At 61.2% G+C, this 16,214-nt stretch carries 9 protein-coding genes; 7 read left to right on the top strand and 2 right to left on the bottom strand.

Going from position 1 to position 16,214, the window contains the following annotated elements:
• The first annotated feature begins 6 nt into the window (after window positions 1-6).
• Entirely contained in the window at window positions 7-324 is a 318-nt protein-coding gene (locus E5222_RS13500) for a 2Fe-2S iron-sulfur cluster-binding protein (protein WP_136694293.1), read from the top strand.
• A 100-nt stretch (window positions 325-424) separates the two neighbouring features.
• Here the strand turns inward: E5222_RS13500 and E5222_RS13495 are convergent, their stop codons facing one another.
• Both E5222_RS13495 and E5222_RS16685 read right to left on the bottom strand, forming a co-directional pair.
• A complete protein-coding gene (locus tag E5222_RS13495; protein ID WP_136694292.1) occupies window positions 425-1,135 on the bottom strand; it encodes a lanthionine synthetase LanC family protein in 711 nt (236 codons plus the stop codon).
• A gap of 179 nt (window positions 1,136-1,314) precedes the next feature.
• Window positions 1,315-1,596 (bottom strand): hypothetical protein, encoded by a 282-nt coding sequence (locus tag E5222_RS16685; RefSeq protein ID WP_211196154.1) that lies wholly within the window; start codon window positions 1,594-1,596, stop codon window positions 1,315-1,317.
• Between the two features lie 215 nt (window positions 1,597-1,811).
• Between E5222_RS16685 and E5222_RS13490 the strand changes: the two genes are divergently transcribed.
• The 6 genes from E5222_RS13490 (at window position 1,812) to E5222_RS13465 (ending at window position 15,944) form a co-directional block, all read left to right on the top strand.
• On the top strand, window positions 1,812-3,401 hold the full coding sequence (locus E5222_RS13490) for a bifunctional AfsR/SARP family transcriptional regulator/alpha/beta hydrolase (RefSeq protein ID WP_211196153.1): 1,590 nt from the start codon (window positions 1,812-1,814) through the stop codon (window positions 3,399-3,401).
• Window positions 3,402-3,411: 10 nt separating this feature from the next.
• Window positions 3,412-4,089, top strand: coding sequence for a Fe2+-dependent dioxygenase (locus tag E5222_RS13485; protein ID WP_136694291.1), 678 nt, complete (start codon window positions 3,412-3,414; stop codon window positions 4,087-4,089).
• Between the two features lie 198 nt (window positions 4,090-4,287).
• Window positions 4,288-5,442: a TIGR03032 family protein gene (locus tag E5222_RS13480; RefSeq protein ID WP_136694290.1), complete on the top strand. Its 1,155-nt coding sequence runs from the start codon at window positions 4,288-4,290 to the stop codon at window positions 5,440-5,442.
• A 131-nt stretch (window positions 5,443-5,573) separates the two neighbouring features.
• Window positions 5,574-13,394, top strand: coding sequence for a hypothetical protein (locus tag E5222_RS13475; RefSeq protein ID WP_136694289.1), 7,821 nt, complete (start codon window positions 5,574-5,576; stop codon window positions 13,392-13,394).
• Window positions 13,395-13,414: 20 nt separating this feature from the next.
• Window positions 13,415-14,086, top strand: a complete 672-nt coding sequence (locus E5222_RS13470; RefSeq protein ID WP_136694288.1) for a glycosyltransferase family A protein — start codon at window positions 13,415-13,417, stop codon at window positions 14,084-14,086.
• Window positions 14,087-14,174: 88 nt separating this feature from the next.
• The gene (locus E5222_RS13465) at window positions 14,175-15,944 is read left to right on the top strand and encodes an ATP-binding cassette domain-containing protein (protein ID WP_136694287.1); all 1,770 of its coding nucleotides are present in this window, start codon (window positions 14,175-14,177) and stop codon (window positions 15,942-15,944) included.
• The last annotated feature ends 270 nt before the right edge of the window (window positions 15,945-16,214 follow it).

Raw genomic sequence — 16,214 nt, 5'->3', positions numbered from 1 at the left:
AAGAGAATGATCACATTGCATATCGAAAACCAGCAAGGCGAAGCGCGCAGCATCGAGGTCGAGCCCACCGGATCCCTGATGGAAGCGATCCGCGCCAACGGCTTTCCCGAATTGCAGGCGCTGTGTGGAGGCTGCTGTTCCTGTGCGACCTGCCACGTCGTGATCGAACCCAAGTTCCTTGCCGGGCTGCCCGCCATGTCCGATGACGAGGACGACCTGCTCGACGGATCGGACCACCGCGAGGAAAGTTCGCGCCTGTCATGCCAAGTGCCCCTCACCGGCGAGATGGACGGCCTCAAGCTACGTATTGCCGTGATGGACTGACGGGAGCCCCAGACCTCGACGATCGCGCGGTGGTCCGGCTAACAGCAGTTCGCCTGGTGCTTTCAGTCCAACGGAAACCTGGAGAGGCCCCCAACAATTTCTACCTGTCATTTGACAAGCAATTGAGAACCGAGGGGGTATTGCTGTCGATAAGGCGCAAGCAAAACCAGCCGAGTCCCGCCACTCCGGTCATCAGTCCCACCCGATCCAGAACGTTCGCAGTCCGACCTGTAGCGACTAATTTCCCGACCAGACCCGAGATAGCATGTCTGGCGGCGTTAAAGATCTGATCCAGCTCGCAATCCGTCGACATCGAGGCTCGCTGGGCGGTCAGCGCGATGTCTGCGTTTCCAACCAATCCATGGTAGAGGCAAAGCGATTCCAAATCGACGTCGGTGGCTGGAGCATAAAAATGGGCGCATAAAGTAGACAGCGCCGCGCGCGCCTGCCTTAGGTAATCCCCATTGCCCGTTGCGGCATGCGCATTCAGCCGCGCAAGCAGAATGCCGGGTGCACCGTGGCACCAATAAACTGAGTAGTCCCTCGCACGCAGTGTGGCGGAATCCGCGAGTGACTCACGCAAATCCGGCCAGTTCTTCGCAACCGGGTCGAACCAATGCTGTTCGTGGCGGAACCCCGCTTCCGCCGTCTCCAAGAACACCTCGTCTTGTGTCGCCTGGTAGAGCCTGACCAATGCATCGGCAATTCCTGCTGTTCCATGCGAAAAGCCGGGTTTCTGAGGGTTTGCGTTTCGCTCGATGGCACTGAAGACCCACGAAAACCGGCTAGCGTTCCGAAATTCCCAGTAGATTCCCTGATAAGCAGGGAAACCGCACCGATTTTATTCGGCGTGGAGACGCGCAGGGGAAATTGGCCTGATTTGCGCCGGAGACGGAGCGAATAATGGGAATTGAAGAAACCAGATATATATCAATGAGATATGTGGCGGAGCGGTCAGTCATGCGCCAACTCGTCTCTGGCTGGCCTGGCCTAGCCTACGTCCTGACTGGCACACTTCAGACCATAACGGCTTACCATCCGGCTAGTGCGGCTTGCCGATATCACCGGCGAAGTTAAGGCCAAATTGGTCTGGCGTGGCCACGCCGTCTCCCGGTTCAACTTACCTTCCACTATGGAGCGCAGTATTTGGGTCTGTTGTCCGGTCAGATTTTCAACCGTGCTGGTTGCTTGTACCTTTTTGGCCAAGGCGTTGTCCCGTTCGTCAAATTCATCCTGCAGCGCATGGACAACCGTGCGGAGCGAGCCTGCCATTAACCGCTATTGAAGGTAGTCGAGAATACCCAATTCGAGGGCATGAACCACAGTCGGAACATCGGGCAAAGGTAGCTACCCCGGCGAGACTCGCGCACACTGTTGAAATCGATCGAGCAGGGTGGTGGATCTGCATAGTCTATAGTAGGTCTGCGGTGTCGGCACCGGACCGTCAGTGCTGGAGTCCAGATGGCTGAGTCAGGAGTGGTCCGGAAGTGCTGACAATCGATCTCATCGGGCAAACCAGAGTTCGGATCGATGACCGTGAACTGACGCTGCCATCGTCGAAAAAGACCCGTGCGCTGCTGGGCTATCTCGCGCTTAGTCCGGGAGCGCGCTCCCGCGAATCGCTCTGTGAGTTCCTCTGGGAAATTCCCGACGATCCCCGGGCCTCGCTGCGCTGGTCGCTCAGCAAGCTGCGCCCCATCGTGAATGGTGATGGGTGCGAGCGACTGGAGGCGGACCGGTCGCATGTCGAATTGAAGCAAGATGATGTCGAGGTCGATTTCCTCGCGCTGGGCAATGCCCTGCAGGCGCGCGCGCGGGACTTCGAAGAGGTGGTGACGCTATGGAACAAAACGCAGGGAAATTTGCTGGAAGACAGCGAACTGCCAGGGCAGCCGGAATATATGATCTGGCTCGGGCAACAGCGCAATGAGCTGATCCGGCTGCGCATTGCGCTTGCTCGCAGACTTGCCCGCTTTCCCGATGTTCCGGCGCTTGAGCGGGTGCGCTGGAGCGAGAAATGGCTCGAACTTGCCCCATTCGATCCCGCGGCCGGGCAAATGGCCTTCTTTTCCTTGCGCGATCTCGGGCGCCATGATGATGCCAGTGCATTGGCATCGAGGCTCGTCAGGAAATATCGCGATGCCGGTGTCCCGATTCCGGTGTTGGAGGCGAGCGTCGGCCCGCCGCAATCGACGCAAGGCGGGAACAAGGAAAGCGGTCGCGAACCGCTCCGGCAACAGATCCAGTTCACCCTAGCAGATGATCGTACGGCGATTGCCTGGGCGCGGATCGGTGACCGTTCAAAGCCGCCCTTGCTCAAGGCCGCCAACTGGCTGTCGCATCTCGAGCTCGATTGGGAAGCGCCGATCTGGAGCCCGATCTTTCGCGACCTGGCCGAGGATTTCGAGCTTGTCCGCTATGATGAACGTGGCTGCGGGCTTTCCGAGTGGAGCACCAACAGCATCGATTTTGAGAGCTTCGTGACCGACCTTGAACTCGTTGCGGATGCTGCCGGCTTCGACCGCTTTCCGTTACTGGGAATCAGTCAGGGAGCGGCAGTGTGCATTGAATACGCCGCCCGCCATCCGGAGCGTGTTTCCAAGCTTGTGCTGTTCGGCGGATACGACGCAGGGTGGCGCCACACGGCCGATCCGCAGGAACAGCGGGAACGCGAAGCCGTGATGGTGCTGACCGAAGCCGGCTGGGGCAAGGACAACCCAGCCTATCGCCAGATATTCACCTGCACCTTCATGCCGGATGCCAATTCCGAAGAGCTGGCCTGGTTCGACGATTTCCAGCGCCGCACGACATCGCCCAAAAACGCCGTCCGGTTTCTCGAAGCCTTCTCGTCGATCGACGTTCGGCACCGGCTGCGTGACGTGCAATGCCCGACGCTGGTGGTTCACAGCCGTGGCGATCAACGCATACCCTATGCCACGGGCCTCAATCTCGCTTCCCAAATCCCGAATGCAGAGTTCGCCGGAATTGACAGCAGGAATCACTTGTTGTTGGGTCGCCATCCCGAAGCAAAGGAGTTCGTGAGGCTCGTCAAAGACTTCCTGCTTCGCGAGGACTAGGAAGGCACGAATGATCCTCTCTATTGCAGCTATCCCGGATCCCGACGAAGTGCGGCAATTGCAGGAAAAGATTGCCCGGCTTTCCTGGGTCGATGGCCGGGCGTCAGCAGGCAAGGCGGCGCAGGCTGTCAAACGCAATGAGCAGGCCATCATGAAAGACGATGCGGGGCTCGCCGTGCGTCAGGTGATCCTGCCCCATATCGTCGAAAACGCCACGCTGCGTGCCGCCGCGCGGCCGCGTCGCTTTTCTCACCTGATGATTAGCAAGACGCGTGATGGCGGGGGATATGGGCCGCATGTCGACAATGCGATCATGGGCCAGGACGATGCACGCATGCTGACTGACCTGTCTTTCACCCTCTTTCTTACCTCGCCGCAGGATTACGAGGGCGGGGAACTGGTGGTCCACGGGACGGGAGGCACGCAGTCGCTGAAGGCCGAGGCCGGGCACCTCGTTCTCTATCCCTCTTCCACTATCCACGAGGTTCGCCCGGTCACGCGCGGCGAGCGGATCGTCTGCATTGGCTGGATCGAGAGCATGATCGCAGATCTGGCGCAGCGCGAATTGCTCTTCGACCTTCAAACCACGCGTAGCGCCTTGCATGCAGCTTTGCCCGCAGGCTCGGCGGAATTGCTGAAACTCGACAAGACGATCGCCAATTTGCTGCGGATGTGGGCGCGGGCGTGACGCCGAATATCGGAAAACGCCGAGAGAAAACTGCCCGGAGCGTCCGGAAATTTCTCCGCAAATTCTGAAAGCACGCAATTCCAACGGTAAATCGCGACAATTTCAACGGTGGTTCCAACGATAGCTCACACGGTGACGTGAGAATCAGTCCCTCGACAAGGGAAGGCGGATGTGACGCCTTCGCAAGGAGGGGCAAACATGAACACTACACGCGATAGCGCTGTTGCGGAAAACAAGCCGGCAAGCTCGAAGGCTGCCGACCAGCAACAGCAGAAAGTAGCCGCCAGCCAGGCATCGGTCACCACGCCGCGCGCCGAATACTCGCTATCGGGCGGGCTTATCCGCCGGCTGGTGGAGATGAACGCGTCGCTCGCCTTCACCTCATACCAGTCGGGCTTGCTCTACATGCTGGGCAGCAATGCCGCCGGGGCGGCGCAACTGCACCAGTCGGCCATGCCCAAGCCGATGGGTTTGCGTGCTGACGGGAATGGCGGCCTGGTGCTTTCAGCCGGCGCGCAGGTCATGCGGTTCGCCAATGTCCTCGAGCCCGACCAGCGCATCAACCAGACCTACGATGCCTGCTTCATGCCGCGCGTCAACTTCGTCACCGGCCAGCTCGACGCACACGACGTTGGCGTTGACGCGAGCGGTGAGGCCGTATTCGTCAACACGCGTTTCAACTGCCTCGCCAGGCCCTCGGCACGCCATTCGTTCGAGGCGATCTGGAAACCCGATTTCATCAGCGAACTGGTCGATGAGGATCGCTGTCATCTGAACGGGCTGGCGATGAAGGACGGCAGGCCGGCCTTCGTCACCGCCGTTTCCCGCTCCGACACGATCGACGGCTGGCGCGATCGCAGGGTCGATGGTGGCGTGGTGATCGACGTGGAGCGCAATGCGATCGTCTGTGAAGGACTGTCGATGCCCCATTCTCCGCGCTGGCATGGCGGCAAGCTGTGGGTCCTCAATGCGGGAACCGGCGAGTTTGGCCACGTTGAACTGCCGTCGGGCAAGGCCAAGACTGGCAAGTTCGTACCGGTCGCATTTTGCCCGGGCTTCCTGCGCGGGCTGGCATTCCATGGCAAATTCGCCTTCGTCGGCCTGTCGCGTCCGCGCTACCGGCGCTTTGAAGGCCTCGCGCTCGACGAGAAGCTGAAGGCGAGCGACAGCGAGGCATGGTGCGGCGTGCAGGTGATCGACACCGAGACCGGCACCTGCGTCGACTGGTTCCGCATCGATGGCGACATTGGCGAGCTCTACGATGTCGAGCTGGTCGAGGGCTTTCGCTGCCCGATGACGGTCTCCCCGACATCGCCGGACGCCGCAACGCTCATCACCTTCGGTCAGCCTTAGGCACGATAGCCAGTCCGCAGCGGACTATCGCACCGGCTTCGCGGCCCTCCGGCTGCGCCGGGCGCCGGACCGCCGTTCCAGAAATACACAATCATGCCCTTTCGACGGGGCCAAAGTTTTGGGGGTTAACAATGGAAAAGCTCAACCAGGCACCGAACAAGGCGCATGTATTCGATGAACCGGCCCGCGGCGCGGAGAATTTCCTGCGCTGGTGCAGGTCCGAGATGCTTCGCGGCGGCCGGATAACCAAGACAAGGGGAGAGGTTGCGAGCTTCTCCCCCGAACTCGGCCTGGTCAGCGACCCGACCAGGCTGGGCACCGCTGCAGGCGGTGGGGCTGCCACTTTGCCCCTGAGGCTGGCCCGCCGTCTGTTGCGGTGGTCAGTCGCGCCGATTGCCCTGCTGGCGGGCGCTTCACCCGCTTTTGCGCAAGATGCCTGCGTCGAAGTTACGCCCGGCGAGTTCGTGTGTGAGGATAATGGCGCTCCTGCGACAGTGCAGCAGCGGATCGACGCGCCGGGCGAGGATGTGGTCGTGACCTTGCAGGACGGCTTCGAGGTTGATGTGGTGACCCTCGCCATTGGTGGCACCGAATTCGATGGCCTCGATATTGAGTATGCAAATTCGGTGGTTATCGATCAGGCAGGCGGCACCAGCACGATTTCCGGTGCGCGCGGAATCGATGTCTACCGTATCGAAGGCAATATCAGCATCACCACTGGCGGCGATGTAACCGGCCGCCTTCGCGACGGTATCTATGCGGGCAACTACTCGGAAGGAGGCATCTTCATTGACAGTCGCGCCGGAACGGTCACTGGAGGCGACCTCAACAATGGCATCACCGCTGAGAATAATGGCGAGAGCGACCTCTTCATTCTCACGGCCGATGTCAGCACCACCGGCAATGACGGGATTAACGCCGTCAATGAAGGCGGCAATCTTACCATCGATAGCAGCGCAGGCACCGTTAGCGGCCAGGATTACGGAATTAATGCGCGCAATAACGGGACCGGCGCAACAACGATCACGACGGCTGCTGTTACCGGCTCCGGCGGCAACGCTATAAATGTCGCCGCCGCATCGAGTTCCACAGATCTCGTTATCGACACCACTGCCGGCCCCGTTACCGGTTCTGAGGATGGCATCAACGCTGTACATTCCGGTACCGGAACTGCGCGGATCACCACCGCAGATGTCACCGGGCAGAGCGGCTCCGGCATCGCCTTTGGAGCAGCCTACGGTGCCGGCGATATAGAGATCGATTCGAGCGCGGGCACCGTCACCGGAGCGAATTTCGGGATTATTGCCGGCAATAGTTCGACCAGCAATCTCTCGATCACCACGGGCGATGTCGTGGGCGTCGACTTCGATGGCATCCTCGCGACCGACGACGGAGAGAGCGGTGCCTATGGCGGCGCCGATATGACCATCAATACGACCGCAGGCAGCGTGTCCGGCGGCGGGAACGGCATCGTCGCGAGGAATTCCCATACGGGCGACCTTGTCATCACTACTGGCGATGTGACCGGCGGGGGCGAAGGAATTCTGGCCGAAAACCGCGATGCCGATGGCGGCAATCTGACCATCGATTCTACTGCGGGCACGGTCAGCGGCGGCACCCATGGCATTATTGCAAGTAACGCGGGCAATGGCGCGATCTCGATTACCACGGGCGATGTCAATGCTGCCGCGGAAAACGGTATCGAGGTGACCGGCAGCGGCTCCGTCCTGGCTATCAACACGACGGGCGGCACGGTCACTGCCGCCGAAAACGGCATCAGAGCAGAGGTCGATATCAGCGGTGCGGTGACTGTCGTAACCGGCGATGTGAATACGACGCAAGGCTACGGCGTTCGCGTCAGACAGGCCGGAGACGGCGATGTGGTGGTTGACACGACGGCAGGAGCTATCACTTCCGGAAGTAGCGCGGTAAGCGTTAGAAATGACGGGGCCGGCAGCGTCTCGATCACAACGGGCGATGCCACATCTACAGTCAGTTATGCCGGTGTATTCACTCTAAACAACGGAACCGATGCCACAATCGACACGGTGGGAGGTGACGTAAACGGCGTGAGATACGGCGTCCTTGTCAATCAAGCGGGCAGTGGCGCAGTCTCGATCACGACTGGCGATGTAACCTCACAAACTCTTGATGGCATTAGTGCCCTTGGATTCTTCGGCGGATACGCAACCGGAACCGACATCGTGATCGACAGCTCGGCAGGCACGGTAACCGGCGCGGACCGCGGCATTCATGTGCGACACGGCGGCACGGGCCAGGTTTCGATTACTACGGCTGCAGTTACCGGCTCCGGCGGCAACGGTATTGACGCCCGCACCGGCTCGGACGCCACCGATGTCATTATCGACACCACTGCAGGCCCCGTTACCGGTGCCGTGGACGGCATTACCGTTGCACAGGACGGTTCCGGCATTGTTCGGGTCACCACCGCCGATGTGATCGGGCAGAGCCGCAACGGCATCAACATTACAACATACGAAGACGCGGGCGATATCGAGGTTGACTCGAGCGCGGGCACAGTCACCGGAGACGACTTCGGGATTTTGGTCGCCAGTCAGTCGTTCGGCAGTGTCTCGATCACCACGGGTGATGTTGTCGGCGTCAGCAATGACGGCATCAGTGCGTCCGACGATGGCGAGGCCGGAATCTACGGCGCCGATATGACCATCAATACGACCGCAGGCAGTGTGTCCGGCGGCGGTGGGAACGGCATCACCGCGAGAAATCTTGGCACGGGCGATCTTGCCATCACCACCGGCAATGTGGCCGGCTATCGCGAAGGGATCCTGGCTCAAAACAGCCATGCCGAGGGCGGCAACCTTTCCATCGATACCACTGCGGGCGCGGTCAACGGCGGTGGAAACGGCATCGTTGCGGGCAATTTTGGGAGCGGGACCACGCGGATCGTCACCGGCGATATCACGGCAGGCAGCTACTATGGTGAAGGCGGGAACGGCATTTTTGCCAATAGCGGCACGACTGCAGGCGATCTGATTATCGATACCAGTTCGGGCACTGTCACAGCCGACAATAATGGCATCAATGCGTCTCAGGCGGGATCGGGCAGTTTGTCCATAACCACGGCTGACGTGACGGGAATCAGTCAGGACGGGATCCGCGCCCGGATTACCGGGGACGGCACCGATCTGACCATCGACAGCAGCGCGGGCAGTGTGACCGGCGGATCGGACGGCATCGATGCCAGGAATGATGGCACTGGCGCATTGTCGATCACGACGGCCAATGTTTCCGGCAATGGCTATGACGGTATTTTCGCAACCAATGACGGCACCGACCTCACCATCGACAGCAGCGCGGGCGCCGTATTCGGCGATCGCGATGGCATCGACGCGCGCAATTATGGCACCGGCACGCTCTCGGTAACGACCGGCGATGTGACCGGTGACCGTTTCGACGCGGTCAATGTGCGCAATGAGGGCACCGATCTGCTGATCGATACCAGCGCGGGCATTGTCACCGGCGCTGCCGACGGCATCGAAGCGCGTCAGGATGGCACCGGGGCCGTCTCGGTCACCACCGGCGATGTTACGGGCACCACGCGCGATGGCATCAGGGTCATCAATGACGATGGCACCGACCTCACCATCGACAGCAGCGCGGGCAGCGTGACCGGCGGATCCGACGGGATCGAGGCGCGCAATTTCGGTACGGGCGCATTGTCCGTCACGACCTACAATGTGACCGGCTCCGGCTATGACGGCACCTTCGCCACCAATAGCGGGACCGATCTGACCGTGGATAGCAGCGCAGGCGCCGTCATCGGCCACGATGACGGAATTGACGCGCGCAATTACGGCACGGGCTCGCTTTCGGTCACTGCGGCAGATGTAACGGGCGAAAATTTTAACGGCATTTCCGCGACCAATTCCTCAAGCGGAACCGACCTGTCGATCGACAGCAGTGCCGGCGCGGTCACGGCCTTGTATGGGAACGGCATTCGTGCCGTGAATCGGGGCGCCGGCAATATGAGCATTGTCACCGGCGATGTTACGGCGGCTAGTGATTATGGCGAAGGCGGATACGGCGTCTTTGCCAGCAACAGCGAAACTGCAGGCGATCTGATCGTCGATACCAGTTCGGGTGCTGTCACGAGCGATCTTAGCGGCATCTATGCAGAAAATTCAGGCACCGGATCGACCACCATCACCACGGCCGATGTCACCAGCATATATGGAAATGGCATCGATGCCGAAACGTCCGGCAACGGTCTCACCATCGATTCCAGCGCGGGCAGCGTGTTCGGCGGCGAGGCTGGCATCTATGCGCGCAATAATGGCACCGGACCGACCGCCATCATCACGGCAGACGTGGTGGGCGATTCCGGACACGGTATCGACGCTCGAACGGGCGGCGACGGTCTCACCATCGATTCCAGCGCGGGGTCTGTGAGCGGCCTTGGTACTGGTATCTTCGCCACGAGTATTGGCACTGGCGCTACGACGATCACCACGGGCGATGTGACCGGCGAGACTGAGCGAGGTATTTTCGTCCAGAACAACCCGGGTGCGAGCGATCTTTCGATTGATAGCTCTGCGGGCAGCGTGAACGGCAGTTTCGCTGGCATTACCGCTTTCAATCTTGGCAGCGGAGCACTGAACATTGTGACGGCGGACGTCGCCGCCACGGATATTTCGGGCGGAACCCTTACCGATGGCATTTTCGCTCAGAACTTCGGAACTGATCTTGCGCTCGATACGCGCGCAGGCACTGTAACGGGCGATATCGGTATCCGCGCCGACAATTTCGGCACCAGCGCGATGTCGATCGTCACCGGCGATGTGAACGGCCTCCGGTTCGATGCCATCGCTGCGATCCAGCTCAACGGGACCGATCTGTTCATCGACAGCACCGCAGGCACTGTCACCGGCGTCGTACGCGGTGTCGATGCGCGCAATCTCGGCAGCGGGACGCTGGCAATCACCACGGGTGACGTGTCTTCGACGAACGACGATGGCGTCTACGCCATCGGTGAAGGCACCGACCTGGTTGTGGATACGAGCGCCGGAGCGATCACGGCCGGCAACAATGGCGTTTACGCCTTCAACCAGGGCAACGGATCGACATCCGTCATCACCGGCGACATCACGACTGCGAATGGCAGCGGCGTCTACGCACGCGCCAATGAGAGCACCACCGGGCTGACCATCGATACCAGCGGGGGAACCATTGCTGCCGACCTTCAGGGCATCTTCGCGTTCAGTCGCGGCAGCGGCACCATGTCGATCACGACTGCCGACGTCACGAGCAACCGGGACAACGGCATTCTTGTCATCAACTATTCCGACAATGTCGTGCTCGACAGCACCGCAGGCCAGGTAACCGGCAGCGACGACGGGATAGACTTCATCAGCCTGGGGTCCGGCACGTCGTCCATCATCACCGCTGACGTGACCGGCATCGAAAGTGCAGGCATCAATGCCTCCGCCTTTGGCACGAGCTTCTCCATCGACACCAGTGCGGGGTCGGTGAGCGGCGGCACCGAGGGTATCAACGCCCGGCAATTCGGCAGCGGGGCGCTGCGGATCGAAACGGGCGACGTAACCGGGCTTGGCGGCAATGCAATCGAAGCAACGGTCGGAACCGGCGGCACCGACCTCGTCATCAATACCACTGCAGGCGCGGTCTCTGGCGGCCTTGCCGGTATTGATGCGCGGAACACTGGCACGGGCCAGCTTTCGATCACCACGGGCGATGTGACGGGCGGCACGAGCGAGGGCATCAACGCCGTGAACGGCCCGGACGGGTCCGAACTGCTGATCGACAGCTCTGCGGGCGCAGTAAGCGGTGTCCCGACCGGCATTCTGGCCGATCAGCAGAGCGCAGCCGATCTCGCGCTGTTCGTGAACGAGGTGACCGGCGCGACGGGTATCGAAACCCGCGCAACCACCGGCAACACGGAAATCACGCTGGCCCCGACCGCCGTGGTCACCGGCACAGTGGGCGCAGCAATTGACGCAGGTTCGACCGGCGGGGCAATCACCGTGCGTGGCTCTTCCGGAACGATCTCGGGCGCGACTGACGGTATTTATGCCCGCTCTGCAGGCGGCGATATCGTCATCGACAATCTCGATCTGGTCGAGGGTCTGGCAGGCGACGGGCTCGACCTTGCCTCGGATGGCGGGGACATTCTGGTCAGCGCTATCGACCTGGTCTCCGGTGCAGCGGGCAATGGCATTCAGGCCGATGCAGGCGGCGGCAATATCGGCATCATCTCCAGCGGCGGCATCACCGGCACAGTGGCGGGCATTGCCGCGCGCACTTCCGGCGCGGGCGAGATCGCGTTCGATCTGTCGGGCACGACCCATGGCGATGCCTTCGGGATCGATGTTGCAACCGATGGAGGCGGCGTCACGCTGCTCAATGGCGGAACGCTGACCGGCGGAACCTTCGCGGTCTTCGCCAGCAATGCTGCAACCGGCCCGATTGCCCTGCGCAATGATGGCACGCTCGTTGGCGCGATCAGCCTTGCCGGGGCCGACGACAGCTTGGACAATGCCGGGGTTTTCGCGGCGGCCGGAGCCAGCAATTTCGGCGATGGCCTCGATACGCTGGTCAATTCGCAGACCATCGATATCGCGACCAATGCCGAGTTCCTGGGGCTCGAACAGTTCTCCAATGCGGGGCTTATCAACCTTGCCAATGGTGTGACCGGCGGCTCGCTGGTGACGTCGGGCGATTATGTCGGCAATGGCGGCACATTGGCGGTGGATGTGGATTTCGCGAATGCCGTGGCGGATTTCTTCACCATTGGCGGCGCGGCCAGCGGCAGCACGCTGATCGCGATCAATCCGCTTAATCTCGATATCGGTTTCGACCGGCAATTGCTGCTGGTGGACGCAGGCGCGGGCAGCGAGGCGGAGGCTTTCACTATCGACCGTGTTCCCGGCTTCCTTGCTCTCGACGTGGTGTTTGACGCAGCGAATAATGACTTCCTGATCGGCCTAGCGCTCGATCCGAAAGTGTTCGAAGCGAACAAGCTCGGCGAAGGCGCGCAGGCGCTCTGGTATCGCAGCGCCGATGCGTGGTCCGACCATCGGGCAAGCGTGCGGTTTGCGGAGGACGAGAGCTATCCGTTCTGGGCCGTGGTTTATGGTGCGAAGAGCGAGCGCGACGAGAATTTCAGCGATCCCACGGGGCTGGCGCTCGGCAATGCCGTGCTCGACTATTCGCAGGATTTCCTCGGGCTCCAGGCAGGCGTTGAGCATCGCGCAGGTGAAAACGTCACGCTCGGCGTAACCGGCGGCTATCTCAGCTCTGGCCTGCGCCTGGCCGATGGCGGTGCGCGCGCCGACTTCGATGTGCTCAATATCGGTGCATCCATTGCTTTTGCCGATGGCGGCTTCTTTGCCGAAACGCTGGTCAAATATGACGAGATCGACGGAAGCCTGGGCGACACGGTCAGCGGCGGGCTCGGCGCGTTCGGCGGCGAGCTGGACGGATCGGCCTTTGGCGGGCTGATCGAGCTTGGCTATCGCTTCGGGGACGAGGCATCCTTTGTCGAACCCCGGGTCAGTGTCGAATATCAGGAGACCAGCCTCGACGACATCGGCGATCTCGGCGCTTCCGATCTCGCAGGACTGGGCTTCAGCTTCGAAGGCTTCGATGGCCTGCGCGGATCGGTGGGGCTCCGTCTCGGCGGAGAGGTGAGCCTCGATGCCGGTTCGACCATTGGATACTTCGTCGACGCCAGCGCTGTCCGCGAGTTTGAAGGCGATGGCATAACCCGCTTCGCCTTCGCCAATGGCGGCGCGGAATTCGCCAACGATCCGCTCGACACCTTCGCCCGCATACAGGCTGGCCTGTCCATGGGCGGCGAGGGTCCTGTCTCGGGCTTTGTCCAGGTCGAAACGGATGTTTCCGCAGAACTCACCAGTTTCGGCGGAAAGGCGGGCATCAGGGTGCGTTTCTGATCGTGCGCAAGGCTTCGCGCATGGCGACCGGCAAGCGAATCTCGGAGAGCTTCCTTGCCGGTCCCGGCCGCCCGGGGCTCGTCTCTGTCGTCATGCCCGCATTCAACCGTGAAATGCTGGTTGCCGATGCGCTCGATTCACTGGCAGCGCAGGATTATCGCCCCTTGCAAATCATCGTGGTGGACGAAGGCTCTAGTGATGCAACCGCAAGCGTGGTGCTCGATTGGGCAAGCAAACGAAGCGATCTGTGGGTGGACCTGGTTCGCCAGTCGCATCGCGGAGCTGGTGCGGCGCGCAATGCCGGTTTGATGCGCGCGCATGGGGAATTCATCTATTTCCTCGATTCAGACGATGTCGCCGCACCATACTCGCTCTCGCTGCTGGCCGGAGCGCTGCAGGCCAGGCCGGATCGGCCATTTGCCGCGGGGCATGCGATAGACACCGATCTTCGTGGCCGGGAAATCTCCGATGACCATTCGGGAATGCCCGATATGCGCGAGCGCGACGTCCCGGGGTGTCACTGGCCGCTATTCACCGCGCTCTATCGCAGATGCGCCCTGAGGCAGGCGGGGCCGTTCAACGACACACTGAAAACGGGCGGGAGCCTCGAGATGCACCGGGCTGCGGGAGACTGGTTCTACGGGTCGCCACGACGCTTGCTCGCGAGGCTCTCTCGCCTGGTCGGACGATGACTGCCTTCGTCTTGCCGATCGCAAGAGCCACCCGGTTCGATGAACAGCAATCGGCGCATTGGACGTTGGATGGACCGGGAGGGACGCGATGATCGGTGAGTTTACGCAATTATGTGCAGGCCTGTCCAAATCGCAACAGCGCGAGGCGCTGGTCGTGCTCGGTCTTGCGGTGATAGCCGGCGGAAGCGAATTCGCGATGATTGCGAGCTTGATCCCGTTCCTGACCTCGCTTGTTGCGCAGGTCGAAACATCGGGCATGGCCTCCGATACCGCGCCGTCCTGGATGCCTGCCGGCAATGAGAGGGCGGCACTTTATGCGGGTGCGGTTGCCATTCTAGCCTGTGTCTCCGGCGCAACGCGAATGACCCTGATCTGGCGCACGGAGACCTTTTGCAGGCGGCTTGGCGGCGGTCTCGTGCAAAGCGTTTACCGCCGGGTCATGCATGAAAGCATCGCCGAATTCGGTGCCCGCAACAGCAGCGAGGTGCTGGCAGCGGTCGACAAGGTGCAGGCGGTGTTGCGCGGTTTTGTGCGCCCGGTTCTGACCGCGATGACATCGGCCATCATTGCGGTTTGCCTTGCTACATTGCTGCTCCTGATTGCGCCGCTGGCGACGGCCTTTGTGACGGCCGGCCTTGTGCTCATCTATGCCGGATTTAGTCTCGGCTCGGTTCCCAAGGTCCGGTTTTATGCTGCTGAAATGTCGGTCGGGTGGAGCCAGCGAACCCGGTTTCTTCGCGAAAGTCTCGATGGCAAGCGCGAGATTCTGCTGTCGAGGCGTTTTGCCCATTTCGAGAAGCGCGTGGTTGAGGCCGACGGACGTTTTCGCAAAGCGGAGGCGCACAACCTCGTCCTTGCACAGACGCCGCGCACGCTCTTCCAGTCCGGAGCGATCATCGCGCTGGTCACGATCGCCATCGCGCTGGTCTGGCTGGGAGGCGACCTCCTTGCCACGCTTCCCGCCCTGGTCGCTGCCGCATTGGTTCTTCAGCGGCTTCTGCCACTTGTCCAGGCGATCTGGAGCGGAGCCGTGCAGGCAACGGGCAATCGCGAGCTGGCCCGGGATGTCATGCGTCTGGCGGAGGTCGATCGGGGGCACAGGGTCATCGATCGCGATATCGAACCGCGTGGCATTTCACACGAGTTGCGCTGCAAGGCCCTGTCCTTTGCCTATGACGATGGAAAGCCTGTGCTCGACAATGTCGACATCACCATCAGGCGCGGCGAATGGATCGGGATTTACGGAGCCTCGGGGTCCGGCAAGAGCACATTTGTCGATCTGCTTATCGGGCTGCAATTGCCGGTCGCGGGAGAGATCACGGTCGATGGCCTTGCGCTTGGGGCCGAACGTCTGGCGAGCTGGCAGGGCGCGATCGGCTATGTTTGCGAGGCGAGTTTTCTGCTCGATGGCTCATTGGCGGATAATATCTGCTTCGGCGAGGAACCGGGCGAGCGCTGTCTCCGGCGCCTGACAGTCGCCGCCTCGAGTGCGGGGCTCGACGATCTTGCATCGTCGCTACCCATGGGCCTGAACTCCCATATCGGTGAAGCGGGGGTCAAATTGTCGGTCGGGCAGGGACAAAGGATTGCGCTCGCCCGGGCACTTTACATGGAGCCGTCGATTCTGGTTCTCGATGAGGCAACCAACGCTATCGACCTGTCGCTCGAAGACCGGATATTCGATGCGATGGCACGCGACTATCCCGATCTCACACTCATCATGGTTGCCCATCGGCCACAGAGCACAACGCGATGCACGCGGCTGTTAGAAGTCCGTAACGGCAAGGTTGTCGAAGTGACATCGGTTTCCGCAAGTCAAGCGAGCAGAAGCGCCCGGACGGAATTTGCTGCAATGTGACCGCTTTTAGCGGGGGGCGGTGTGCAGATGATGCGGCCTGTTCAGAAGGCTTCGAGCAGGAACACACCACTCCAATTTCCTGATTTCGCGAGGTCGGCCGGCTTTTTCGGGTTTTCGACTCCCGATGCGGTCAAGTTTCCTAATGTCTATTCCTCACAGGCTCAGGCGCAGCGACGCACATGATGTAGGGGTCAGCGAGAGCCCTCGAGATGCTGGGCAATAGGATGGTCAAAAGTCCTGCAATTCCGCGATTTTCGGGGCTGTATCACA

The organism is Alteraurantiacibacter aquimixticola (assembly GCF_004965515.1).
Lineage (GTDB): Bacteria > Pseudomonadota > Alphaproteobacteria > Sphingomonadales > Sphingomonadaceae > Alteraurantiacibacter > Alteraurantiacibacter aquimixticola.
Note: the sequence above shows the minus strand (reverse complement) of the source record. Positions and strands in the feature narration are given on the sequence as shown.